The sequence below is a fragment of the Streptomyces xingningensis genome, assembly GCF_054957865.1.
The window spans coordinates 28,205-48,954 of sequence record NZ_JBDJPF010000036.1 but is presented as its reverse complement, the minus strand read 5'-3'; the positions used below and the strand labels follow the sequence as shown (position 1 = coordinate 48,954).

Annotated in this window: 19 protein-coding genes; 3 read left to right on the top strand and 16 right to left on the bottom strand. The window is 71.0% G+C overall.

What is annotated here, in order from left to right:
- Nucleotides 1-59: 59 nt before the first annotated feature.
- The 5 genes from ilvC to ABCR83_RS19685 all read right to left on the bottom strand — a co-directional run bounded on the left by ilvC (nucleotide 60) and on the right by ABCR83_RS19685 (nucleotide 8,025).
- Nucleotides 60-1,061 (bottom strand): ketol-acid reductoisomerase, encoded by a 1,002-nt coding sequence (ilvC, locus tag ABCR83_RS19705; protein WP_462696386.1) that lies wholly within the window; start codon nucleotides 1,059-1,061, stop codon nucleotides 60-62.
- Nucleotides 1,062-1,144: 83 nt separating this feature from the next.
- Entirely contained in the window at nucleotides 1,145-1,669 is a 525-nt protein-coding gene (gene ilvN, locus ABCR83_RS19700; RefSeq protein ID WP_462696385.1) for an acetolactate synthase small subunit, read from the bottom strand.
- Between the two features lie 19 nt (nucleotides 1,670-1,688).
- The gene (locus ABCR83_RS19695) at nucleotides 1,689-3,569 is read right to left on the bottom strand and encodes an acetolactate synthase large subunit (RefSeq protein WP_462696384.1); all 1,881 of its coding nucleotides are present in this window, start codon (nucleotides 3,567-3,569) and stop codon (nucleotides 1,689-1,691) included.
- 267 nt (nucleotides 3,570-3,836) lie between these two features.
- Nucleotides 3,837-6,731 carry a putative bifunctional diguanylate cyclase/phosphodiesterase gene (locus ABCR83_RS19690; RefSeq protein ID WP_462696405.1) on the bottom strand — a complete coding sequence of 965 codons (2,895 nt, stop codon included), beginning with the start codon at nucleotides 6,729-6,731 and terminating at the stop codon, nucleotides 3,837-3,839.
- A 316-nt stretch (nucleotides 6,732-7,047) separates the two neighbouring features.
- Nucleotides 7,048-8,025 carry a 2-hydroxyacid dehydrogenase gene (locus ABCR83_RS19685; protein ID WP_462696383.1) on the bottom strand — a complete coding sequence of 326 codons (978 nt, stop codon included), beginning with the start codon at nucleotides 8,023-8,025 and terminating at the stop codon, nucleotides 7,048-7,050.
- A 73-nt stretch (nucleotides 8,026-8,098) separates the two neighbouring features.
- On the opposite strand from ABCR83_RS19685, the gene ABCR83_RS19680 reads away from it, so the two are divergent.
- On the top strand, nucleotides 8,099-9,091 hold the full coding sequence (locus tag ABCR83_RS19680) for an aldo/keto reductase (protein WP_462696382.1): 993 nt from the start codon (nucleotides 8,099-8,101) through the stop codon (nucleotides 9,089-9,091).
- A 26-nt stretch (nucleotides 9,092-9,117) separates the two neighbouring features.
- Here the strand turns inward: ABCR83_RS19680 and ABCR83_RS19675 are convergent, their stop codons facing one another.
- Nucleotides 9,118-9,468 (bottom strand): MerR family transcriptional regulator, encoded by a 351-nt coding sequence (locus ABCR83_RS19675; RefSeq protein ID WP_462696381.1) that lies wholly within the window; start codon nucleotides 9,466-9,468, stop codon nucleotides 9,118-9,120.
- A 64-nt stretch (nucleotides 9,469-9,532) separates the two neighbouring features.
- On the opposite strand from ABCR83_RS19675, the gene ABCR83_RS19670 reads away from it, so the two are divergent.
- Nucleotides 9,533-10,708, top strand: coding sequence for an MFS transporter (locus ABCR83_RS19670; protein ID WP_462696380.1), 1,176 nt, complete (start codon nucleotides 9,533-9,535; stop codon nucleotides 10,706-10,708).
- Between the two features lie 192 nt (nucleotides 10,709-10,900).
- On the opposite strand, the gene ABCR83_RS19665 is transcribed toward ABCR83_RS19670, so the two are convergent.
- From ABCR83_RS19665 to ABCR83_RS19655, 3 genes are read right to left on the bottom strand one after another with little or no spacing between them, the layout of a single operon-like run.
- The gene (locus ABCR83_RS19665; protein ID WP_462696404.1) at nucleotides 10,901-11,503 is read right to left on the bottom strand and encodes a DUF4865 family protein; all 603 of its coding nucleotides are present in this window, start codon (nucleotides 11,501-11,503) and stop codon (nucleotides 10,901-10,903) included.
- A gap of 41 nt (nucleotides 11,504-11,544) precedes the next feature.
- Nucleotides 11,545-11,898, bottom strand: a complete 354-nt coding sequence (locus ABCR83_RS19660) for a cupin domain-containing protein (RefSeq protein WP_462696379.1) — start codon at nucleotides 11,896-11,898, stop codon at nucleotides 11,545-11,547.
- On the bottom strand, nucleotides 11,895-12,458 hold the full coding sequence (locus tag ABCR83_RS19655; protein WP_462696378.1) for a TetR/AcrR family transcriptional regulator: 564 nt from the start codon (nucleotides 12,456-12,458) through the stop codon (nucleotides 11,895-11,897). The genes ABCR83_RS19660 and ABCR83_RS19655 overlap by 4 nt, the downstream gene beginning before the upstream one ends.
- Nucleotides 12,459-12,567: 109 nt before the next feature.
- On the opposite strand from ABCR83_RS19655, the gene ABCR83_RS19650 reads away from it, so the two are divergent.
- Nucleotides 12,568-12,732: a DUF6191 domain-containing protein gene (locus ABCR83_RS19650; protein ID WP_462696377.1), complete on the top strand. Its 165-nt coding sequence runs from the start codon at nucleotides 12,568-12,570 to the stop codon at nucleotides 12,730-12,732.
- On the opposite strand, the gene ABCR83_RS19645 is transcribed toward ABCR83_RS19650, so the two are convergent.
- From ABCR83_RS19645 to gatC, 7 genes are all read right to left on the bottom strand, one after another.
- Nucleotides 12,710-15,733 (bottom strand): helix-turn-helix transcriptional regulator, encoded by a 3,024-nt coding sequence (locus ABCR83_RS19645; RefSeq protein ID WP_462696403.1) that lies wholly within the window; start codon nucleotides 15,731-15,733, stop codon nucleotides 12,710-12,712. The genes ABCR83_RS19650 and ABCR83_RS19645 overlap by 23 nt on opposite strands.
- A 50-nt stretch (nucleotides 15,734-15,783) precedes the next feature.
- A complete protein-coding gene (locus tag ABCR83_RS19640) occupies nucleotides 15,784-15,957 on the bottom strand; it encodes a hypothetical protein (RefSeq protein ID WP_462696376.1) in 174 nt (57 codons plus the stop codon).
- Nucleotides 15,958-16,245: 288 nt separating this feature from the next.
- Nucleotides 16,246-16,824, bottom strand: coding sequence for an AMIN-like domain-containing (lipo)protein (locus ABCR83_RS19635; protein WP_462696375.1), 579 nt, complete (start codon nucleotides 16,822-16,824; stop codon nucleotides 16,246-16,248).
- A 229-nt stretch (nucleotides 16,825-17,053) separates the two neighbouring features.
- Nucleotides 17,054-18,565 (bottom strand): Asp-tRNA(Asn)/Glu-tRNA(Gln) amidotransferase subunit GatB, encoded by a 1,512-nt coding sequence (gene gatB, locus ABCR83_RS19630; RefSeq protein ID WP_462696374.1) that lies wholly within the window; start codon nucleotides 18,563-18,565, stop codon nucleotides 17,054-17,056.
- Nucleotides 18,566-18,590: 25 nt separating this feature from the next.
- Nucleotides 18,591-18,833 (bottom strand): hypothetical protein, encoded by a 243-nt coding sequence (locus tag ABCR83_RS19625; RefSeq protein ID WP_462696373.1) that lies wholly within the window; start codon nucleotides 18,831-18,833, stop codon nucleotides 18,591-18,593.
- Nucleotides 18,830-20,326 carry an Asp-tRNA(Asn)/Glu-tRNA(Gln) amidotransferase subunit GatA gene (gene gatA, locus ABCR83_RS19620; protein WP_462696372.1) on the bottom strand — a complete coding sequence of 499 codons (1,497 nt, stop codon included), beginning with the start codon at nucleotides 20,324-20,326 and terminating at the stop codon, nucleotides 18,830-18,832. Before gatA ends, ABCR83_RS19625 begins: the two co-directional genes overlap by 4 nt.
- A 2-nt stretch (nucleotides 20,327-20,328) precedes the next feature.
- The gene (gatC, locus tag ABCR83_RS19615) at nucleotides 20,329-20,625 is read right to left on the bottom strand and encodes an Asp-tRNA(Asn)/Glu-tRNA(Gln) amidotransferase subunit GatC (RefSeq protein WP_462696371.1); all 297 of its coding nucleotides are present in this window, start codon (nucleotides 20,623-20,625) and stop codon (nucleotides 20,329-20,331) included.
- Between the last annotated feature and the right edge of the window lie 125 nt (nucleotides 20,626-20,750).

Here is a 20,750-nt window from a genome sequence, read left to right as displayed (position 1 = left end):
GGTGCCCACCGGCGGCCGCGGGGCCGCGGCGATGGCCGCGGCCCCATGGCCGGTGGGGCTCACTCGTTGTTGTCGACCCAGCTCATCAGCTTGCGGAGCTTCTTGCCGGTGGTCTCCAGCAGGTGGTCCTGGTCGGCCTTCTTGTACTCGTTGTACTTGGGCAGGCCGTCCTGGTACTCCTTCATCCAGTTCTTGGCGAAGGTGCCGTCCTGGATCTCGCCGAGCACCTTCTTCATCTCGGCCTTGGTCTGGTCGGTGACGATCCGCGGGCCGGTGACGTAGTCGCCCCACTCGGCGGTCTCGGAGACCGACCAGCGCATCTTCTCCAGGCCGCCCTCGTACATCAGGTCCACGATCAGCTTGAGCTCGTGGAGGCACTCGAAGTAGGCGATCTCGGGCTGGTAGCCCGCCTCGACCAGGGTCTCGAACCCGGCCTTGACCAGGGCCGAGGCGCCGCCGCACAGCACGGCCTGCTCGCCGAACAGGTCGGTCTCGGTCTCCTCGGTGAAGGTGGTCCGGATGACACCGGCCCGGGTGCCGCCGATGGCCTTCGCATACGACAGCGTCAGGGCGAACGCGCTGCCGGAGGCGTCCTGCTCGACGGCGGCGATGCAGGGCACGCCGCGGCCCTCCTCGTACTGGCGGCGGACCAGGTGGCCCGGGCCCTTGGGGGCGACCATGCAGACGTCGACGCCGACCGGGGGCTTGATGAAGCCGAAGCGGATGTTGAAGCCATGGCCGAAGAACAGCGCATCGCCGTCCTTGAGGTGCTCCTTGACGGACTCCTCGTAGACCTTGGCCTGGATGGGGTCCGGGACGAGGATCATGATGACGTCGGCCTCGGCCGCCGCCTCGGCGGGGGTGACCACGCGCAGCCCCTGTTCCTCGGCCTTCTCCCTGGACTTGGAGCCCTCGGGCAGGCCCACCCGGACGTCGACGCCCGAGTCGCGCAGGGACAGCGCATGGGCGTGGCCCTGGCTGCCGTATCCCAGGACCGCGACCTTGCGGCCCTGGATGATGGACAGGTCGGCGTCGTTGTCGTAGAAGAGCTCGGCAGCCACGTGAGATGTCTCCTTAGGTGCGGATGTGCGTCCCACCGTATGACGGGCACGATGGGGAGGGTTGTCGGGTCTCGGTATTCGGATCAGGCGCTGCGGTCGAGCGCCCGCAGACTGCGGTCGGTGATGGAGCGGGCGCCGCGCCCGATGGCGATGGTGCCGGACTGCACGAGCTCCTTGATGCCGAACGGCTCCAGCATCTTGAGCATGGCGCCGAGCTTGTCGCTGCCGCCGGTGGCCTCGATGGTGACGGCCTCCGGGGAGACGTCGACGGTCTTGGCGCGGAAGAGCTGGACGATCTCCACGATCTGGGAGCGGGTCTCGTTGTCGGCGCGGACCTTCACCAGAACGAGTTCGCGCTGGACGGCCGTGGCGTCCTCGAGTTCGACCACCTTCAGCACATTGACGAGCTTGTTGAGCTGCTTGGTGACCTGCTCCAGTGGCAGTGACTCGACATTGACGACGATGGTGATGCGCGAGATGTCGGGGTGTTCGGTGACGCCCACGGCGAGGGAGTCGATGTTGAAGCCGCGGCGGGAGAACAGGGCGGCGATCCGGGCGAGGATGCCGGGGGTGTTCTCCACCAGGACGGAGAGCGTGTGCTTGGTCATGAGGTCGTCTCTCCTGCTCTCAGTCGTCGTCGACGTCGGCGAAGTCCGGCCGGACGCCGCGGGTTGCCAGGATCTCGTCGTTGGAGGTGCCGGCGGCGACCATCGGCCAGACCATGGCGTCCTGGTGGACGACGAAGTCCACCACGACGGGGCGGTCGTTGATGGCGTTGGCCTGCTCGATGACGGCGTCGAGCTGGGCCGGGTCCTCGCAGCGGATGCCGACGCACCCCATGGCCTCGGCGAGCTTGACGAAGTCCGGGACGCGGGTGCCGGCGGAGGGTTCCTTGCCGTTGCCCGTGGCGGAGCCGCCGTTGACCACAGCGGGGCCGGAGTGCAGCACGGTGTTGGAGTAGCGCTCGTTGTAGAAGAGGGTCTGCCATTGGCGGACCATGCCGAGCGCGCCGTTGTTGATGATGGCGACCTTGATGGGGATGTTGTTCAGCGCGCAGGTGACCAGTTCCTGGTTGGTCATCTGGAAGCAGCCGTCGCCGTCGATGGCCCACACCGGACGGTCCGGCAGGCCCGCCTTGGCACCCATCGCGGCCGGGACGGCGTAGCCCATGGTGCCCGCGCCGCCGGAGTTGAGCCAGCTGGCGGGCTGTTCATAGGCGATGAAGTGGGCGGCCCACATCTGGTGTTGGCCGACGCCCGCGGCGTAGATGGTGTCCTTGGGAGCGAGTTGTCCGATGCGCTGGATGACCTGCTGCGGGGAGAGGCTGCCGTCCTCGGGCTGGTCGTAGCCGAGCGGGTAGGCCTTGCGCCAGCGGTTGAGCTCGTCCCACCACAGGGCGTGGTCGCCGACATGACCGGCCGAGTGCTCGGCCTGGACCGCGACGATCAGATCGGCCAGGACCTCGCGGGCGTCACCGACGATCGGCACGTCCGCGGCGCGGTTCTTGCCGATCTCGGCGGGGTCGATGTCCGCGTGGACGATCTTGGCGTAGGGGGCGAAGGAGTCCAGCTTGCCGGTGACGCGGTCGTCGAAGCGGGCGCCGAGGGCCACGATCAGGTCGGCCTGCTGCAGGGAGGTGACGGCGGCGACCGAGCCGTGCATGCCGGGCATGCCCAGGTGCTGCGGATGGCTGTCGGGGAAGGCGCCCAGTGCCATCAGGGTGGTGGTCACCGGGGCTCCGGTCAGCTCGGCGAAGACCTTGAGCTCGGCGGTGGCACGGGCCTTGAGGACCCCGCCGCCGATATAGAGCACCGGGCGCTTGGCCTGGGTGATCAGCCTGGCGGCCTCGCGGATCTGCTTGGCGTGCGGCTTGGTGACGGGCCGGTAGCCGGGCAGATCGGTGTGCGGCGGCCAGACGAAGGTGGTCTGCGCCTGGAGGGCGTCCTTGGCGATGTCGACCAGGACCGGGCCCGGACGGCCGGTGGCGGCGACGTGGAACGCCTCGGCGATGGTTCTGGGGATCTCGGCCGGGTCGGTGACCAGCCAGTTGTGCTTGGTGATCGGCATGGTGATGCCGCAGATGTCCGCCTCCTGGAAGGCGTCCGTGCCGATTGCCCGGGAGGCGACCTGGCCGGTGATGGCCACCAGCGGAACCGAGTCCATATGGGCATCGGCGATGGGGGTGACGAGATTGGTGGCCCCTGGGCCCGAAGTTGCCATGCACACGCCCACCTTGCCGGTGGCCTGGGCATATCCGGTGGCCGCATGGCCCGCGCCCTGCTCGTGCCGCACCAGGATGTGGCGGACCTTCGAGGAGTCCATCATCGGGTCGTAGGCGGGGAGGATCGCGCCGCCGGGAATGCCGAATACGGTGTCGGCCCCGACCTCTTCCAGCGAACGGATGAGCGCCTGGGCGCCCGTGACGTGCTCGACGGTGGTGGGCTGCTGCGCCGCGCCGCCGCGCGGGCGCGGCTGCTGATGGTGGGCCCCGGTGGCCTGCTCGGTCATCGACATTCTCTTCTCGGGGATTCGACTGCTGTGACAGATGCTGTGGGCTGTGACGGATGCTTCGGCCGGACTTCGGCGGGATGGGTTTTGTGGTGGTCTGTGAGGTGCCAGTGCAACAAAAAACCCCTCGTGCCGGGAGGCAATCGAGGGGAGCGCGCCGGTGCGATCAGCAGGCGGAGACGGTGGCCTGCTTCAGCCGACGCGCTGTCCAAGTACGAGAATTCGGGTGCGCATGTGACTGACCCTCCCCCCGGTGCATGCGAGGTGTCAAGTGGGTGGGACGGGCGTCTCATTATTTGAACGCAATGGAGCATGGGCGAGGGCGCCTCCCCCGCCCACCGCCGCGGAACGCACCGGCAGCGCGCCGCCGACGAGCACCCGCTTCGCGCCCTCCGAAGGGTCGCCCGGCACCGGATAGCAGCCGCGGTCCAGGGCATGGCGCAGCCGGTGTTCATCGAGTGCCCCGGAGAAGGCCAGGCCCTGGCCATGGGTGCAGCCCATGGCGCGCAGGACGCGGGCCTGCTCGGGTTCGTCCACCCCGTCGGCCACGGACTGCATGCCGAGGTCCGTGGCGATCCGCAGCAGCCCGGCGGTGATCTTGTGCAGCCGGGCGGATTCGACGACCCCGTCGACCAGGGCGCGGTCGAGCCTGAGGACGTCGATCGGCAGCCGGCGCAGCGCGCTCATCGCGGCGTGTCCGCTGCCGAAGCCGTCGAGGGCGACGCGGGCGCCGAACCGGCGCAGGGCGACCAGCCGGTGCTCGAGCTCGTCGAGCGGCACCCGCGGACCGCTGCCGGACAACTCCAGGACGAACGCCCCGGAGGGCATGCCATGGCGCAGCAGCAGTGCCTCCAGGTGCTTGGGCGGCAGCGACTTGTCCAGCAGCCGGGCGGCGGACAGCCGTACATACACCGGGACACCCAGGCCCGCGCGGCGGCGCTGGGCCGCCTGCTCGATGGCCTTCTCCAGGGTCCAGCGGCCGAGTTCGGCGGTCCGGGCGCTCTCCTCGCCGCGGTCCAGGTCGGTGACCCGCAGGAATTCGGCCGGGGTGAAGAGGATGCCCTGGGGCGAGCGCCAGCGGGCCTGGGCGGCGGCGGCGGTGATCCGGCCGGTGGCCAGTTCGACGACGGGCTGGTGCAGCAGCGCGAACTCCCCGTCGTGCAGTGCGGTGCGCAGCCGGGTGGCCAGCTCGGCGCGGCGTACGACGTCGGCCTGCATCTGCGGGGCGTACAGCTCGACGCGGCCCTTGCCCGCCTGTTTCGCGCGGTACATCGCGAGGTCGGCGTTGCGCATCAGGGTGCCGGGGGTGATGCCGGGTTCGGCGAAGGCGACGCCGATGCTGGCGGCGACGCGGACCTCGGTGTCGCCCTCCACCCGGTAGGGCTGGGAGAGGGTGAGCCGGAGCCGGTCGGCGATCTCCAGGATGCGGTACTCGCGGGCGGCGGGGTCGCGGGTGCCGTCGCCGATGATGAGCGCGGCGAATTCGTCGCCGCCGAACCTGGCCGTGCTGTCCCCGGCGCGCACCGAGTCCTGGAGCCGGCGGGCGGCCTGGACCAGCAGTTCGTCGCCGGCCTGGTGGCCGACGGTGTCATTGACCGCCTTGAAACCGTCGAGGTCGATGAAGAGCACCGCAGTGCCCGCGTCGGTCACTCTCCGGCCGGTGAGCGCCTGTTGGACGCGCCGGGTGAACAGGGAGCGGTTGGGCAGGTCGGTGAGCGGGTCGTGCTCGGCGGTGTGCTGCAACTGGGCCTGGAGCCGCACCCGTTCGGTCACATCACGGCTGTTGAAGATGAGGCCGCCGTGATGGCGGTTGACGGTGGACTCGACGTTGAGCCACTCACCGTCGCCGGAGCGGAAGCGGCACTCGATGCGGGTGGTGGGCTCGTCGGCGGGTGGTGCGGCGAGGAAGCGGCGCACCTCGTGGACCACCCGGCCCAGGTCTTCGGGGTGGATGAGGGAGGCGAGTTCGGAGCCGACGAGGTCCTCGGCCTCCCGGCCGTAGACCCCGGCCGCGGCGGGGCTGACATAGCGCAGCACCCCGGTGGGGGCGGCGATCATGATGACATCGCTGGAGCCCTGCACCAGGGAGCGGAAGTGGTTCTCCTTCTGTGCCAGTTCCTGGGTGAGGGAGATGTTGTCGAGCAGCATGATGCCCTGGCGGACGACGAGCGCCAGGACGACCGTACAGCCGGTGAAGAGTACGACCCGGTCGACGCTGTGGCCGTCGAGGACGTTGTAGAGGATGCCCAGGGTGCAGACGGCGGCGGCGAGGTACGGGGTGAGGGCGGCCAGCGAGCCTGCGATGGGCCGGCTGGGCGCCGGCCCGGCCCGGCCCTGGCCGCGCGGGGGCTCGCCCTCCTCCCGGGCCACCCAGGGTGCGTACGCCATCAGCATGTAGCCCGCGAACCAGCCGGCGTCCAGGATCTGGCCGGAGCGGTAGTTGTCGCGCAGCAGGGGCGAGGTGAACAGGGCGTCGCACAGCACGGTCAGGGCGAGCGCGGCAATGGCGGTGTTGATCGCGGAACGGTTGGCGGATGAGCGGCGGAAGTGCAGGGCCAGCACCATGGACACCAGCACGATGTCCAGCAGCGGGTAGGCGAGGTTGAGCGCGGCGTGCGCCACGGTCTCGCCCTCGAAGTGCGCGGTGTGCGCGAGGGCCAGGCTCCAGGAGAGGGTCAGCAGGGAGCCGCCGATCAGCCAGGAGTCGAGCGCCAGGCAGACCCAGCCGGCCCGGGTGACCGGGCGCCGGGCGAGCACCAGCAGCCCGATGATGGCGGGCGGGGCGAAGAGCAGGAAGCAGAAGTCGGCAGGGGACGGGCTGGGTACGTGCCGGCCGAGGATGACCTCGTACCACCCCCAGACGGCGTTGCCGAAGCCGGCCATCCCGGAGGAGGCGGCGAACAGCAGCCAGGCGGGCCGAAAGCGGGTGGTGCGGGTGCGCGCGTACCAGAAGCAGGAGGCGGCGGCGAGACCGGCGGCGCCGCTGAGCCCGAAGTCGCCCATGGTGAGCGCGAGATCGGAGGAGCCCCAGCCGAAGACGGCGCCCGTCGCATAGCCCCCGCAGACGAGGGCGAGGAGCAGCTGGGACACCACCCCCGAGCCGCCGACGGGACCGTCGGCCGGCGAACGCCGCCGGGGCAGCGCCGCTCCGGGGGCGCTCACCGCGCCGCCGTCCTGAGCCAGGCGACCCAGGGGAGCCACAGGAGCAGGGTCGCCGTGCAGTGCATTCGCCGGATTCGTCGCCGGTGCATGAGTGGCCGGTGCATGAGCCGCGTCGGGTTGATCGTCCATTGGCCGTGCATCGCCCGTCGCCCCCCTTGAGTGCCGGTACTTCGCTGCGGCCGTACGGTGCGCGGCGCAGCCCCCGGTCCGGACGATACACCAGACTGGTCACTCAGGGACATAGCTCATATACATAGCGTAACTAGCTACGGGATTATGGATACTCAGTGCAGCCGAACGGTACCTCTACGTGGCTTCAGATGGCAGTGGCTACGACGTTGTGAAGAGGCTCGTCCAGTGCAAATCTGGCCAGTTGGCCACGGAGCAGCGCCTTGGCCCGGGGGAAAAAGGCCGAAGAAGGCCCACCCACATGGGGGGTGACGAGAACCCCGGGGGCGCTCCACAACGGGTGCCCGGGGGGCAGTGGTTCGGGGTCGGTGACATCCAGGGCCGCCCGTAGCCGGCCGCTGTTCAGTTCGGCGAGGAGCGCCTCGGTGTCGACGATCCCGCCCCGCGCGACGTTCACCAGCAGCGCGCCGTCCTTCATCCGGGCGAGGTTCTTGACGCCCATCAGCCCCTTGGTCTCCTCGGTGAGCGGGGTCACCAGGATCACCACGTCCGCATCGGGAAGCAGTTGGGGCAGAGCGGTGACCGGGTGCACGGGACCGCGCGCTGTCTCGCGTGTGGAGCGTGCGACGCGCGCCACCCGCGCGCATTCAAAGGGTGCGAGCCGGTCTTCGATGGCACTGCCGATCGAACCGTAACCGATGATGAGTACGGACCTGTCGGCGAGCGACGGCCGGAACCCCTGCCGCCACTCCCGGGCGTCCTGTGCCCTGACGAAACCGGGGATGTCCCGGAGCGAGGCGAGGGTCAGGGCGAGGGCCAGCTCGGCGGTGCTCGCATCGTGCAGTCCCCGGGCGTTGCACACCCGCGCACCGGACGGCAGCAACGGCAGGAACGGTTCAAGGTGGTTGATCCCGGCGGTGAGAGCCTGCAGCACCCGCAAGTTGCGCATCAGCGGCACGGGGCGGCCGCACACCTCGGCCGGGGCCAGCCGGCCGCGCGACTCATAGGGCGTGCAGTAGAAGGCGCACCGGGCGGGATCGGTCGGAAAGTCTCCCTCGCCATTCCAATAGGCGTATGCGAGGCCCTCCGGAAGGTCTCCGATCTCCTCCGGGCGGAGCGGCAGCCAGACCAGGGGACGAGCGGTATCGCTGTGATCTGCGGTCATGCCTGGAGGCTAGGCGAAACACCGCTCGCCACAGAGGTTAATTTGGAGGCGAGGCACGGGAGGGACACGGCAGGTGGAGCGCAGGACAATCGGTGCGGCAGCGCTCGAAGTGGGCGCGGTCGGCCTCGGGTGCATGCCCATGCACTGGGCGTACACCGCCTCCCAGCAGAGCGGCGAGGGCGCACTGCGCACCGTCCACGCGGCCCTGGACGCCGGGGCGAGCCTGCTGGACACCGCCGATATGTACGGCCCGTTCACCAATGAGTTGCTGGTGGGGCGAGTATTGCGGGAGCGGCGCTCGGATGCCTTTATATCGACCAAGTGCGGCCTGCTGGTGGGCGACCAGCACATCGTCGCCAATGGACGGCCCGGCTATGTGAAGCGCGCCTGCGACGCCTCGCTGCGCCGGCTGCAGACCGATGTCATCGACCTCTACCAACTGCACCGGCCCGACCCCGAGGTGCCCATCGAGGAGACCTGGGGTGCCATGGCTGAACTGGTGGCCGCCGGCAAGGTACGGGCGCTGGGCTGGTGCGCGATAGGGGTGCGCGCCCGGCGCCGGCCCGGGACCGGGCTGTATGACGCGACGATCCGGCAGCTGGAACGGGTCCAACAGGTCTTCCCCGTCAGCTGCGTACAGGCCGAGCTGTCGGTCTGGTCCCGGGAGGCGCTGGCGGCGCTGGTCCCGTGGTGTGCCTCGCGCAGGGTGGGCCTGCTGGCCGCGATGCCCCTGGGGAATGGTTTCCTCAGCGGCACCCTCACCCCGGGCCAGGGCTTTGAACCGGAGGACATCCGCGCCCGGCATCCACGCTTCACGGCCGAGATGATGGCCGCCAACCAGCCGATCGTGGCCGGGCTGCGCCGCGTCGCCCGGCGCCATGGCGCGTCCGCCGCGCAGGTGGCCCTGGCCTGGGTGCTGGCCCAGGGGCGGCAGGTGGTCCCGGTGCCGGGCACCAAGAAGGCCCGGTGGGCGGTGCAGAACGCGGCGGCCGCCGGACTCCGGCTCGGCGCGGGGGACTTGGCGGAGATCGCGGCGCTGCCGCGGGCTCTGGGGTCGTGGGACTGAGGGGTGTCCGGCCGAGCCGCCGGAGCTCAGGGTCCGGCCGCGATGACCGCGTCCAGCATGCCGCGCGACACCCGGAGTTCCTCGATCGCCGAGGTGATCCGCTCGCGCTCACCGCGCAGCTGGGCGACAAGATCGGAGCAGACCGGCACCAGACGTGGGCCCTCGTCGCGGACGCAGGGCAGGATCCGGGCGATCACGCAGGTCGTCAACCCCGCGGCGAGCAGCGCGCGGATGCGCCGGACGGTGTCCACGTCCGCTTCGCGGTAGACCCGGTAGCCGCTGGGCAACCGGGCCGGGCGCAGCAGCCCCTGCTCCTCGTAGTAGCGCAGCAGCCGCTCGCTCACTCCGGTACGCCGGACCATCTCCCCGATGCGCATGCGATCCCCCGCCTCCCCGTCGACACTTGACTCTCACATTCATGTGAGACTTTAGCGTCACCGCATGAAAAAGAGCTCTGTGATTCTGCTGGCGCTGTGCGTCAGCGTCTTTGTCGTCGGGACCTCGGAATACCTCATCTCGGGACTGCTGCCGCAGGTGGCCGGTGACCTGGGCGTCTCCGAGGGGGCCGCGGGACAGACCGTCACCGCCTATGCCATCGGCGTGGTCGTCGGCGGGCCGGCCGTCACCCTGCTCACCGCCCGGCTGCCCCGCAAGGGGCTCGCCCTCGGGCTGATGCTGCTCTTCGCCGTGGGCAGTGCGGTCAGCGCGGCCGCGGGATCGTATGCGATGTTGCTGGCCGGCCGGGTGATCTCCTCCCTGAGCCACGCCGCCTTCTTCGCCCTGGCCCTGGTGCTGGCGACCCAGGTTGTCCCCGCCGACCGGGTCGGCCGGGCCACCGCCGCCATCGTCTCCGGCTTCACCGTGGCGACCCTGCTGGGCGTGCCGCTGGGGGCACTGCTGGGCGAACGGACCGGCTGGCGCACGCCCTTCACCGTACTGACCGCGCTGAGCCTGCTGGGCACCGCGCTGCTGGCGGCCGTCCTCCCCCGCCGGCCGGCCGAGACGGCCGGGGCCAGGACGGAACTCCGGGTGCTCGCCCAGCGGCCGGTGCTGCTGGCCATCGCCACCACCGCGGTGGGCTTCGCCGGGGTGGCCACGGTCTTCACCTATATCGCCCCGCTGCTCACCAAGGTCGCCCACTTCGCGGCCCTGGTGGTCTCGGTGCTGCTGCTCGCCTATGGCGCCGGAAGCTTCCTCGGCAATCTCATCGCGGGCCGCCTCACGGACCGTGCCCCGGGCACGACCTTGCGGGCGGTCTTCGGCGCCCTGGCCGGGCTGCTGGCGCTCACGCCCTTCGCGATGATCTGGCAGCCCTCGGCGGTGGCGGCCGTACTGCTGCTGGGGCTGCTCGCCACCGCGACCATCGCGCCCTTGCAGGGTCTGATCCTGCAACACGCCTCGGCGGCACCGACGTTGGCGGTGTCCGTGAACGTCGGCGCCTTCCAGCTGGCCACCGCGCTCGGCTCGGCCGTCGGCGGGGTGATCGTGGCGGCCGGCGGGCTGCGCTGGACCGGCCTGGCGGGCGCGGCGCTGAGCGCACTGGGGCTGGCGCTGTCCTGCCTGGCCGCGCCGCGCCGGGCCGCCGCGACAGCGGCCGCGGCCGTGCCGGCCGCCTGACGGCTAGGGCGCTTCTTATGGGTCAGCGCGGGCCACGCGGCGTCTGGTGCGGTGCATCGCAAGGCGGAGCATGACCCGCGTACTGGGCGTACTCGGGTGATGCGACAACGCGGCGAGGCGCCGTGCCTGGGGGCACCCCCAGCGTTAGCTGGGGGAGCGTCGCGTGGCCTGTGCTGACCCATAAGAAGCGCCCTACCAGTGCCGGCCGGCCGGGATGGCGTCCAGGTGCGGGGACGACAGGTGCAGCACCTCATAGCGCTCGGTCGCGTCGTCGGCCTCCGGGACCGTGCGTTCCCAGAGGAAGAAGCGCATCAGCTGCCAGTGCTGGGGGTCGAAGGCCAGGGCCGCGGTGTGGACGCCCGGCCGCCCTGCCAGCTCGCCCAGTTCATCGATCTCGCGCCCGACGAGGGCGGCGAGATCACCGGGGTCGGTGCCGGCCGGGATCGGGGTGAGGCGGCGGGAGGCGGCGCGCGGCACCGCGCCCCGGGCGGGACCCGCTTCGCGGGCCACCCCGGTCCAGTGCCGGACGGCCGGGCGGCCGAAGTCGCCGATGATGCCCTGGAAGCCACCGCCGCCGACCAGGAACGCGCTCATGGCGCCGATGTCGTCCCAGAGGTAGAAGGGGGCGTACTGGTTGACCGGCGAACCGTCGACGCCGCACTCGCGGATGACATAGGCCTTCAGCCCGAGCCCGGCCCGGTCGTCGAGGGCGTGGCCACGGGTGGCCACCCGGGTGCGGATGATCTCCATGTCGTAGTCGGCGGGCAGGGTGATCTCATACTGCATCGCATACATGCTGGTGCTGTCCTTCTGTCGGGTCATGGGGACGCCGGGTCTCAGACGGCAGGGCCCCATTCGGCCTCGGTGCCGTCGTCGGCGACTTCCTGGATGGCGATATGGGTCATCGAGGCGTCGGGGCCCGCGCCGTGCCAGTGCCATTCACCGGCGGCGATCCGCACGGTGCCACCGGCCGGGATCATCTCCACCGGGCCCTGGCCGCGTTGGACGTGCAGCGTGCCGTCGGTGACGTGCAGTACCTGCCCCAGTGGGTGGTGGTGCCAGCGGGTACGTGCCCCGGGGGCGAAGCGCACGGTGTCGACGCGGACCCGCGAGGGCTCCACGGGCGTCGCCAGCTCGTCGAACCACACCTCGCCGGTGAACCACTCCTGGGGCGCGGGAACCATGGTCATCGGGCAAATCCCTTCAAGAGGCCCAGCACACCCTGGATGGCCTGCTGGTATGGGTCAGTTGAGTCGGCGGCCCGGGCGAGGACATAGCCGCCCTGCAGCACGGCGACGATGGTGGCGGCCGTGGCGGCCGGGTCGAGCGAGGCATCCAGCTCGCTCCGGTCGCGTCCCTCCGCCAGAACCTCCGCGAGCCGGCCGCGCAGCCAGTCGAAGGTCTCGTCCAAGGGCTGCCGCAGCACCGGGTCGGCCACGATGTCCGGGTCCTGGGTCAGCCGGCCGACCGGGCAGCCCTTCAGCACATCGCGCTCGCGCTGCAGATAGGCGGTGACCCGCTCAACCGCCGTGCCGGGCGCGGTGAACTGCTCCTCCGCCTTGGCCCGCATCTCCTCCGCGGTGCGGCGGATGGCGGCGAGGGCGAGGTCGGGCTTGCCGGTGAAGTGGTGGTACATGCTGCCCTGTCCGGCGCCCGCCCGCTGCTGGATGGCCTTGGGGCTGGTGCCGACATAGCCGCGCTCCCAGAGGAGGGCACGGGTGCTTTCGATCAAGCGCTCCGAAGTGCTCATGGCAGCAATGTACATACTAGTAGGTACAGAGTCCAGTCGATCGCCTATCCGTGGTCCATGCAAACGTCCGCCTAGACTGGCGGAACGACGCCGCCGCAAGGGAGTTGCGATGTTCAGCGCGCTGGAAGAAGTGTTCTCGCCCGGCCGTAAGCACACCGAGGAGGAGCGTCAACGTCACGAACTGTGCCTGGACGACATCGGCGACGCCGACCCCGGCAAGGGCCCGATCGATCTCGATTCGGGCGTGGTGGTCATACGCCCCCGGCAGGGGTGAACAGCCGCAGCCGGTATGCCGTCGCGGCCGCCTCGCCCCGGCCGGAAACGCCCAGTTTGGCCAGGATGTTGGAGACATGGACGCTCGCCGTCTTCGGCGAGATGAACAGCTCCTCGGCTATCTGCCGGTTGCTGCGGCCCAGCGCCACCAGGCGCAGCACATCGCGCTCGCGCGGGGTGAGGCCCAGCGATTCGGCATCGGTCCCGGGCTCGGCGGCCGCCGGAGCCTCGGGCTCCGCGGTGAGCGGCAACCGGGCCCGGCGGGCCAGCAGTTCAATGGCCTCGCGCAGCGGGCGCGCGCCGAGGCGGACGGCGGTGGCATACGCCGACGGCAGGATCTCGGCGGCCCGCTCCGCGGCCGCGCCCGCACCGCCGGCGGCCAGCAGGGCCTCGGCCCAGCGGTGGCGGACCCGGGCCAGGTCGTACGGCCGGTCGACGCGCTCGAAGGCGGCCACGGCCTCGGCCCAGCGGTCCGGCTCCTCCAGGCCCTCGGCGCGCAGGAGTTCGGCGTCCAGGTAGAGACCGTACGCCTGCCAGACGGGGGCGATCTGCGGCAGCCGCTTGGCGGCCTTGCGGATCCGGGCCAGGACCTCGGCGCGGCCGGACTCGGCGGACGGCAGGCCCCGCGCATCGGCCTCGACGGTGGCGGCGGCCACCAGGAGGGGCCAGGCATAGCGCTGGGCGGAGGCGGACAGCCCCGAGTCCAGGACCTCATGCAGCGCGGCACGGGCGTCCGCGAGGCGACCCCGGGCGGCGGCGAGCTCCAGGGTGGAGTGGGTGAGCGGGACGGTGTGCTGCTGCTGCGGATCCTGGACCCCGTAGTGGTCATGGGCCGCGGCCAGCTCCCGCTCGGCGGTGTCCCAGTCGCCGCGCGCGAGGGCCAGCAGGACGAGGCAGTGGGCGGCATGGCCGAGCGACTTGCGGCCCTGGGCCAGCCGCTCGATCGAGCGGACCGTCTCCTCCGCCTCCGCCCAACGGCCCAGCGAGTAGAGCGACTTGGCCTTGTTGGAATAGGCCCAGGCATTGGCGTCGCGCAGGCCGAAGCGCAGCAGCAGCTCGGCGCTGTCGTCCACCACCTCGACGGCCTGCGCCGAGCGGCCCACGCCCTCCAGGGCCGAGGAGAGATTGATCCGGCTGCGCCCGACGACATGGATGTGCCCCAGCTCGGCGACCCGGTCGGCCACCGCCCGCATCTCCGCCAGGCCGCCCTCCACATCCCCGGCGTCGATCTTGAGGCCGCCCAGGGTGAGCCGGGCGTTCAGCTCCGTGGCCTCGGCACCCACCAACCGGGCCAGCTCGACGGCGCGTTCGGCGAGGGCATAACTCTCCGGCCCCGGGGTGTGCAGGGTGTGCCAGGCGGCGGCCTGCGCCACCACCTCGGCGTGCACCGGGGACGGCGGCAGCCCGCGCACCAGCTCCTGGGCCTTGGCCAGCTCCGCCGAGCCGTCGGTGCGCACCAGGGCCTCCATCAGCTTGCTGCGCTGGGTCCAGAACCAGGCGGCCCGCAAGGGGTCGGTGGTCTCGTCCAGCATGCGCAGCGCCTTTTTGCAGACGGCCAGGGAACGCTCGCGGTCGCCCGCCATGGACGCGGCCGTCACGATCTCGGCCAGCAGGTCGATCCGGCGGAGCGGCTCGTCGCCACGGCCGCAGGCGGGGTACATCTCGGCCGCATCAAAGGGGCGCTGCTGCTCGCGGATCTCCGCCGGGACGGCCTCCCACAGCTCCAGGGCCCGCTCCAGCAGGCCCAGTTGCTCGGCGTAGGCATACCGGCGCCGGGCCTGCACGGATGCCTGGAGCACGGCGGGCAGCGCCTTGACCGGATCGTGGGCGTGATACCAGTACTTGGCCAGGCAGGCGGTGAGCGCATCGGCCCGGACCAGCCCGGGCTCGGCCTCCAGGGCCTCGGCGTAGCGCCGCTGGAGGCGGGGCAGCTCGCCGGGGAGGAAGTCGTCCAGGACGGCCTCGCGGACCAGCGCGTGCCGGAAACGGAAACCGTCGCCGTCGGAGGTGGGGGCGAGGATGCTGGCGCCCACCGCCTCGCGCAGGGCCGCCAGCAGCTCGTCCTCGCCGAGCCCCGCGACGGCGCTCAGCAGCTCGTACTCCGCAAAGGAGCCGGCGCCGGCGGTGGTGCGCACCACGCGCTGGGTCTCCTCGCCCAGTGCCTCGACACGGACCAGCAGCAGATCGCGCAGGGAGTCGCTGAGACCGGTGTGACAGGCGAGGGAGGCAACCAGCTCCTCGACGAAGAAGGCGTTGCCGTCGGAGCGTTCGAAGACCTGGTCGAGGGTGGCCTGGTCGGGCTGGGTGCCGTTGATCGCGGCCAGTTGGGCCCGCACCTCGGCGCGGGTGAAGCGGGGCAGCTCGATGCGGTGCAGGGTGCGCATCCGGCGCTCAGCGAGGAAGGAGCGCAGCGGGTGGCGGCGGTGGATGTCGTCGGACCGGTAGGTGGCGACGATGACCAGGCGCGCGGTGTGCAGGGAGCGGAAGAGGTAGGCGAGCAGTTCGCGGGTGGAGCGGTCGGCCCAGTGCAGATCCTCGATGGCCAGGACGAGCGTGCGGTCGGCGGTGAGCTGCTCCAGCATGCGGGCGGTGAGTTCGAAGAGACGGGCCCGGCCCTCCTCGTCATGGGACTCCCGGGCGGTCTCGCCCAGTTCGGGCAGCAGCCGGGCCAGCTCGCCCTCCTGCCCGGCGGCCGCGCGGGCGAGCTCCTCGCCCAGCTGCCGGTGCAGGGAGCGCAGGGCGGTGGAGACGGGCGCGAAGGGCAGGCCCTCCCAGCCGATCTCCACACAGCCGCCCAGCGCGGTGACCGCACCGGCGGCCTGGGCGGCGCCCAGGAACTCCTCGATCAGCCGGGTCTTGCCGACGCCCGCCTCCCCACCGATCAGCAGGGCCTGCGGCTCGCCCGCGGCGGCGCGGGCGAGCGCGTCGGTGAGCGTCTCGAGTTCCTCGGTGCGGCCGACGAATACCGGGCTGACGGAGTTCTTGTGCACATTGCCGAGCATCGCACAGCCCACCGACAACTCGGCCTCCGAATTGATCACAGCCGCCGCGCTCAGGCGGCCCGGCCGTAGACGTCGCGAAGCCGCCGGTCCGGGTCGCCCTTCGCCTTCTTCTCCTCCTTCCGGGCGGCCCGGGCGGCGTCCCGGGCCTCGGCGGCCAGCCGGTGGTCGGCGGCGTCCCGGGCGAGGTCGAGGGCGCGGAAGGTGTGGAGCAGGTAGTCGATCATGTCGGTCCCCCTGGTGGTGACGAGCCTGTTTTCCGGGCCGTTTTCCGGCCTACGAGAAGCTTCGTCTCTGAGGGGGGACGGCTACATCGGGTGAGTTCCGGATGTTTGGCGGGGGTGGGCCTTAGGGGGATGGTCCGGGGGGCCTTAGGCGGTACGGAGGAGGGTTCCCCCGGCGGGGTACGCAGGACGAACGCATCCGGGGCGACCGCCGCGGCCGGCCCGATGCCGAACATCGCGATGACCCGGCTGGTCTCCGTCGGCCCCACTCCTAAGGGTGGGTGCCCGGTGTCAGCGGATGCCCCGCCAGGAGTGGGCCACGTCCACCACCAGGTGGTTGCCCATCTGGAAGACGCGGAACGGCAGCCGGGCGCGTACCCCGAGGCCGACCTGGCTCTCACCCTCGAAGCTGCCGCCGAACTTGGCGTCGCGGAAGGTCCGGTATCCGGCGAGGTCCACGCCGGGCAGTGGCTTCCCGACATGGCCGGGGTATCTGGGGCCCTCGGCCTCCGGGTCGTAGCTCGGGGCGGCCACCCGGACTTCCAGGATCGCACCCCCGTTCACCGGGACCGGATCCCCGGAACCGTCCTGATACAGCTGGTCGACGTACTGCACCCGGTACCCGATCGGACGGTCGTACGGGGTGTGGACGTCAAAGACCATCCGGTCGAAGCAGCCGTGCCGACCGGCTCTGATGTCCGTCAGCGGCTTGTTGTCGCTCTGCGGACTGGCCTTGGTCCGGCTTCCCCAACCGATCCGACAGCTCTGTGCGGTATCGCCGGCCCCCTCGGCCGCGACCGTCCCCGCCGTCACCGTCAGCCCGGCACCCGCCAGCAGGAACGCGGCCAGCGCTGTGCTCAACCGTCGCATTGCTACCCCCAGCCATATGAGTTCGGGCACCCGGACCGGCCCGCTCCCCGGGATCATGCCGGACCGTTTCCGCCCATGGGGTACGTAGCGAATAATTCCGGCCAACTGCGACTGATCGCCTATATGACCGTGGTGACGACCGTGGCCGCCTCCCTCCGGGACGGAGGGAGGCGGCCACGGTCCGGCCGGTCGGGATCAGCCCTCGACCCCGAGCTTCTCCAAGCTGTGCTCAATCGTCCTCTCGGGCAAGCCGCTCGACGATCAGTTCCCGCACCCGTGCCGCGTCCGCCTGGCCACGGGTGGCCTTCATCACCGCCCCGACCAGCGCGCCCGCCGCCGCGACCTTGCCGCTGCGGATCTTGTCGGCGATGGCCGGGTTGGCCGCGATGGCCTCGTCCACGGCCGTGCCCAGGGCGCTGTCGTCGGAGACGACCTTCAGGCCGCGCTTCTCGACGACCTCGTCCGGGCCGCCCTCGCCCGCGAGCACGCCCTCGATGACCTGGCGGGCCAGCTTGTCGTTGAGGGAGCCCTCGGCCACCAGGGCGGCGACCCGGGCGACCTGCTCGGGGGTGATCGGCAGCGCGGCCGGCTCCACGCCGTCCTCGTTGGAGCGGCGGGCCAGCTCGCCCATCCACCACTTGCGGGCCGAAGCCGCGTCGGCACCCGCGTCGATGGTGGCGACGATCAGGTCGACCGCGCCCGCGTTGAGGATCGACTGCATGTCGTGCGCCGAGATGCCCCACTCCTCGCGCAGCCGGTTGCGGCGCACCCGGGGCAGCTCGGGCAGTGTGGCCCGCAGCTCCTCGACCCACTCCCGGGAGGGGGCCACCGGCACCAGGTCCGGCTCGGGGAAGTAGCGGTAGTCCTCGGCCTCTTCCTTGATCCGGCCGGAGGTGGTCGAGCCGTCCTCCTCGTGGAAGTGCCGGGTCTCCTGCACGATCGTGCCGCCCGAGGACAGCACGGCGGCATGCCGCTGGACCTCGAAGCGCACCGCGCGCTCCACGCTGCGCAGCGAGTTGACGTTCTTGGTCTCGGAGCGGGTGCCGAACTTCTCGGTGCCGTTGGGCCGCAGCGACAGGTTGACGTCGCAGCGCAGCTGGCCCATCTCCATGCGGGCCTCGGAGACGTCCAGCGCCCTGATCAGCTCGCGCAGCTCGGCGACATACGCCTTGGCGACCTCGGGAGCGCGCTCCCCGGCACCGGTGATCGGCTTGGTGACGATCTCGATGAGCGGGATGCCGGCCCGGTTGTAGTCGAGCAGCGAGTGCTGGGCGCCATGGATGCGGCCGGTGGCGCCGCCCACATGCGTGGACTTGCCGGTGTCCTCCTCCATGTGGGCGCGCTCGATCTCCACCCGGAAGATCTCGCCGTCCTCCAGCTGTACATCGAGGTAGCCGTTGAAGGCGATGGGCTCGTCGTACTGGGAGGTCTGAAAGTTCTTCGGCATGTCCGGATAGAAGTAGTTCTTCCGGGCGAAGCGGCACCACTCGGCGATCTCGCAGTGGAGCGCGAGGCCGATCTTGATCGCGGACTCGACGCCGACGGCGTTGACGACCGGGAGCGAGCCGGGCATGCCGAGGCAGGTGGGGCAGGTCTGCGAGTTGGGCTCGGCGCCCAGCTCGGTGGAACACCCGCAGAACATCTTGGTCTTGGTGCCGAGCTCGACATGGACCTCCAGGCCCATGACGGGGTCGTAGGACGCCAACGCGTCCTCGTACGACACCAGTTCAGTGACGGTCACGGAAAACTAACCTCTCAGTCCCGGCTCAGTCCGCGAGGACGTCGTCGCTGTTCATCCGGCGCAGCTCGCGGACGAGCAGGGCGACGCCGGTGACGATGGCGGCGGCCGAGACGACCGCGTCGACCAGCTGCAGGGTGTCCTGCTCGCCGCGCGCCTTCTTGGCCTGCTTGGCCACGCTCAGCGCGCCGAACAGCGTGGTGCCGATGGACAGATACGTGCCTGCCTTGGACTTCTTGAAGCCCTTGGCCTTCTTCAGAGCGCTGCTCACAGTGCGGGTGCCTCCTCCAGCAGTGGGTGGCCCCAGCGGTCGTGGAACGCGGCCTCGACGGCCGCGCCGACCCGGTAGAGCCGGTCGTCCTTCATGGCCGGGGCAATGATCTGCAGCCCCACCGGGAGCCCGTCCTCCGGGGCGAGGCCGCACGGCAGCGACATGGCCGCGTTGCCCGCCAGGTTGGTCGGGATGGTGCACAGGTCGGCGAGGTACATCGCCATCGGGTCGTCGGCGCGCTCGCCGATCGCGAAGGCGGTGGTCGGGGTGGTCGGCGAGACGATCACATCGACCTGTTCGAAGGCCTTCTCGAAGTCCCGCGTGATGAGGGTGCGGACCTTCTGCGCGGAGCCGTAGTAGGCGTCGTAGTAGCCGGAGCTGAGCGCATAGGTACCGAGCATCACCCGGCGCTTGACCTCCGGGCCGAAGCCGGTCTCCCGGGTGAGGGCGGTGACATCCTCGGCGGAACGGCTGCCGTCGTCGCCGGTCCGCAGGCCGTAGCGCAGGCCGTCGAAGCGGGCCAGGTTCGAGGAGCACTCGGACGGCGCGATCAGGTAGTACGCGGCCAGCGCCAGGTCGAAGGACGGACAGTCCAGCTCGACGATCTCGGCGCCCAGCTCCTTCAGCAGCTCCACGGACTCGTCGAAGCGCTGCAGCACCCCGGCCTGGTAGCCCTCGCCGCGGAACTGCTTGACCACGCCGACCCGCATGCCCCGGACGGAGCCGTTGCGGGCCGCCTCGACGACCGGCGGCACCGGGGCGTCGACGGAGGTGGAGTCCAGCGGGTCGTGGCCGGCGATGGCCTCGTGCAGCAGGGCCGCGTCCAGCACCGTACGGGCGCAGGGGCCGCCCTGGTCGAGCGAGGACGAGAAAGCGACCATGCCGTAGCGCGAGACGCCGCCATAGGTCGGCTTGACGCCGACGGTGCCGGTGACGGCGGCGGGCTGGCGGATGGAGCCGCCGGTGTCCGTGCCGATCGCCAGCGGGGCCTGGTACGAGGCGAGCGCGGCACTGGAGCCGCCACCCGAACCGCCGGGGATCCTGGTGAGGTCCCAGGGGTTGCCGGTGGGGCCGTAGGCGCTGTTCTCGGTGGACGACCCCATGGCGAACTCGTCCATGTTGGTCTTGCCGAGGATGACGATGCCGGCGTCCTTCAGACGCCGGGTGAGCGTCGCGTCATACGGCGGGATCCAGCCCTCGAGGATCTTTGAGCCGACCGTGGTCGGGATCCCCTTGGTGGTGAAGATGTCCTTGAGTGCGAGCGGCACACCGGCCAGCGGGCCGAGCTTCTCGCCCCGGGCGCGCTTCTCGTCGATGGCGCGGGCCTGCGCGAGGGCGCCCTCGCGGTCGATGTGCAGGAAGGCGTGCACCTTTTCGTCCACGGCCTCGATGCGGGCCAGATGGGCCTCGGTCACCTCGACGGCGGTGACCTCACCGGAGGCGATCTTCGCCGCGATCTCGGCGGCGGTCAGCCTGATCAGCTCGGTGGTCATGGTCACTCCTCCCCCAGGATCTGCGGCACCTTGAAACGCTGCTGCTCCTGGGCGGGGGCGCCGGACAGCGCCTCCTGCGGAGTCAGCGACGGACGGACGACGTCCGGGCGCATGACATTGGTCAGCGGCAGCGGGTGGGAGGTCGGCGGTACGTCTTGGTCGGCGACCTCGGAGACGCGGGCGACCGCGCCAATGATGTCGTCGAGCTGAGTGGCGAAGTGGTCGAGCTCTTCGTCCTGCAGCTCCAGACGTGCCAGCCGGGCGAGGTGGGCGACCTCCTCGCGCGTGATGCCAGGCATGCAGCGATCCTCAGGGTGAGTGTGGTGGTTTCGCGCCCAATCCTATGGCGCCGGACGCACTGCCCGCGAAACGGTTTCGCCGCGCTCGGCCGGGCGGGGGTTTCCGGGGGCTCCGGCCCCGGAAA

Bases quoted from the DNA above. Each gene is read 5' to 3' on its own strand.
- ilvN (WP_462696385.1), bottom strand. From the start codon at position 1,669: ATGACCAAGCACACGCTCTCCGTCCTGGTGGAGAACACCCCCGGCATC.
- ABCR83_RS19695 (WP_462696384.1), bottom strand. From the start codon at position 3,569: ATGACCGAGCAGGCCACCGGGGCCCACCATCAGCAGCCGCGCCCGCGC.
- ABCR83_RS19685 (WP_462696383.1), bottom strand. From the start codon at position 8,025: ATGACCGCAGATCACAGCGATACCGCTCGTCCCCTGGTCTGGCTGCCG.
- ABCR83_RS19675 (WP_462696381.1), bottom strand. From the start codon at position 9,468: ATGCGCATCGGGGAGATGGTCCGGCGTACCGGAGTGAGCGAGCGGCTG.
- ABCR83_RS19670 (WP_462696380.1), top strand. From the start codon at position 9,533: ATGAAAAAGAGCTCTGTGATTCTGCTGGCGCTGTGCGTCAGCGTCTTT.
- ABCR83_RS19665 (WP_462696404.1), bottom strand. From the start codon at position 11,503: ATGTATGCGATGCAGTATGAGATCACCCTGCCCGCCGACTACGACATG.
- ABCR83_RS19660 (WP_462696379.1), bottom strand. From the start codon at position 11,898: ATGACCATGGTTCCCGCGCCCCAGGAGTGGTTCACCGGCGAGGTGTGG.
- ABCR83_RS19655 (WP_462696378.1), bottom strand. From the start codon at position 12,458: ATGAGCACTTCGGAGCGCTTGATCGAAAGCACCCGTGCCCTCCTCTGG.
- ABCR83_RS19650 (WP_462696377.1), top strand. From the start codon at position 12,568: ATGTTCAGCGCGCTGGAAGAAGTGTTCTCGCCCGGCCGTAAGCACACC.
- ABCR83_RS19645 (WP_462696403.1), bottom strand. From the start codon at position 15,733: ATGCTCGGCAATGTGCACAAGAACTCCGTCAGCCCGGTATTCGTCGGC.
- ABCR83_RS19640 (WP_462696376.1), bottom strand. From the start codon at position 15,957: ATGATCGACTACCTGCTCCACACCTTCCGCGCCCTCGACCTCGCCCGG.
- ABCR83_RS19635 (WP_462696375.1), bottom strand. From the start codon at position 16,824: ATGCGACGGTTGAGCACAGCGCTGGCCGCGTTCCTGCTGGCGGGTGCC.
- gatA (WP_462696372.1), bottom strand. From the start codon at position 20,326: ATGACCACCGAGCTGATCAGGCTGACCGCCGCCGAGATCGCGGCGAAG.
- gatC (WP_462696371.1), bottom strand. From the start codon at position 20,625: ATGCCTGGCATCACGCGCGAGGAGGTCGCCCACCTCGCCCGGCTGGCA.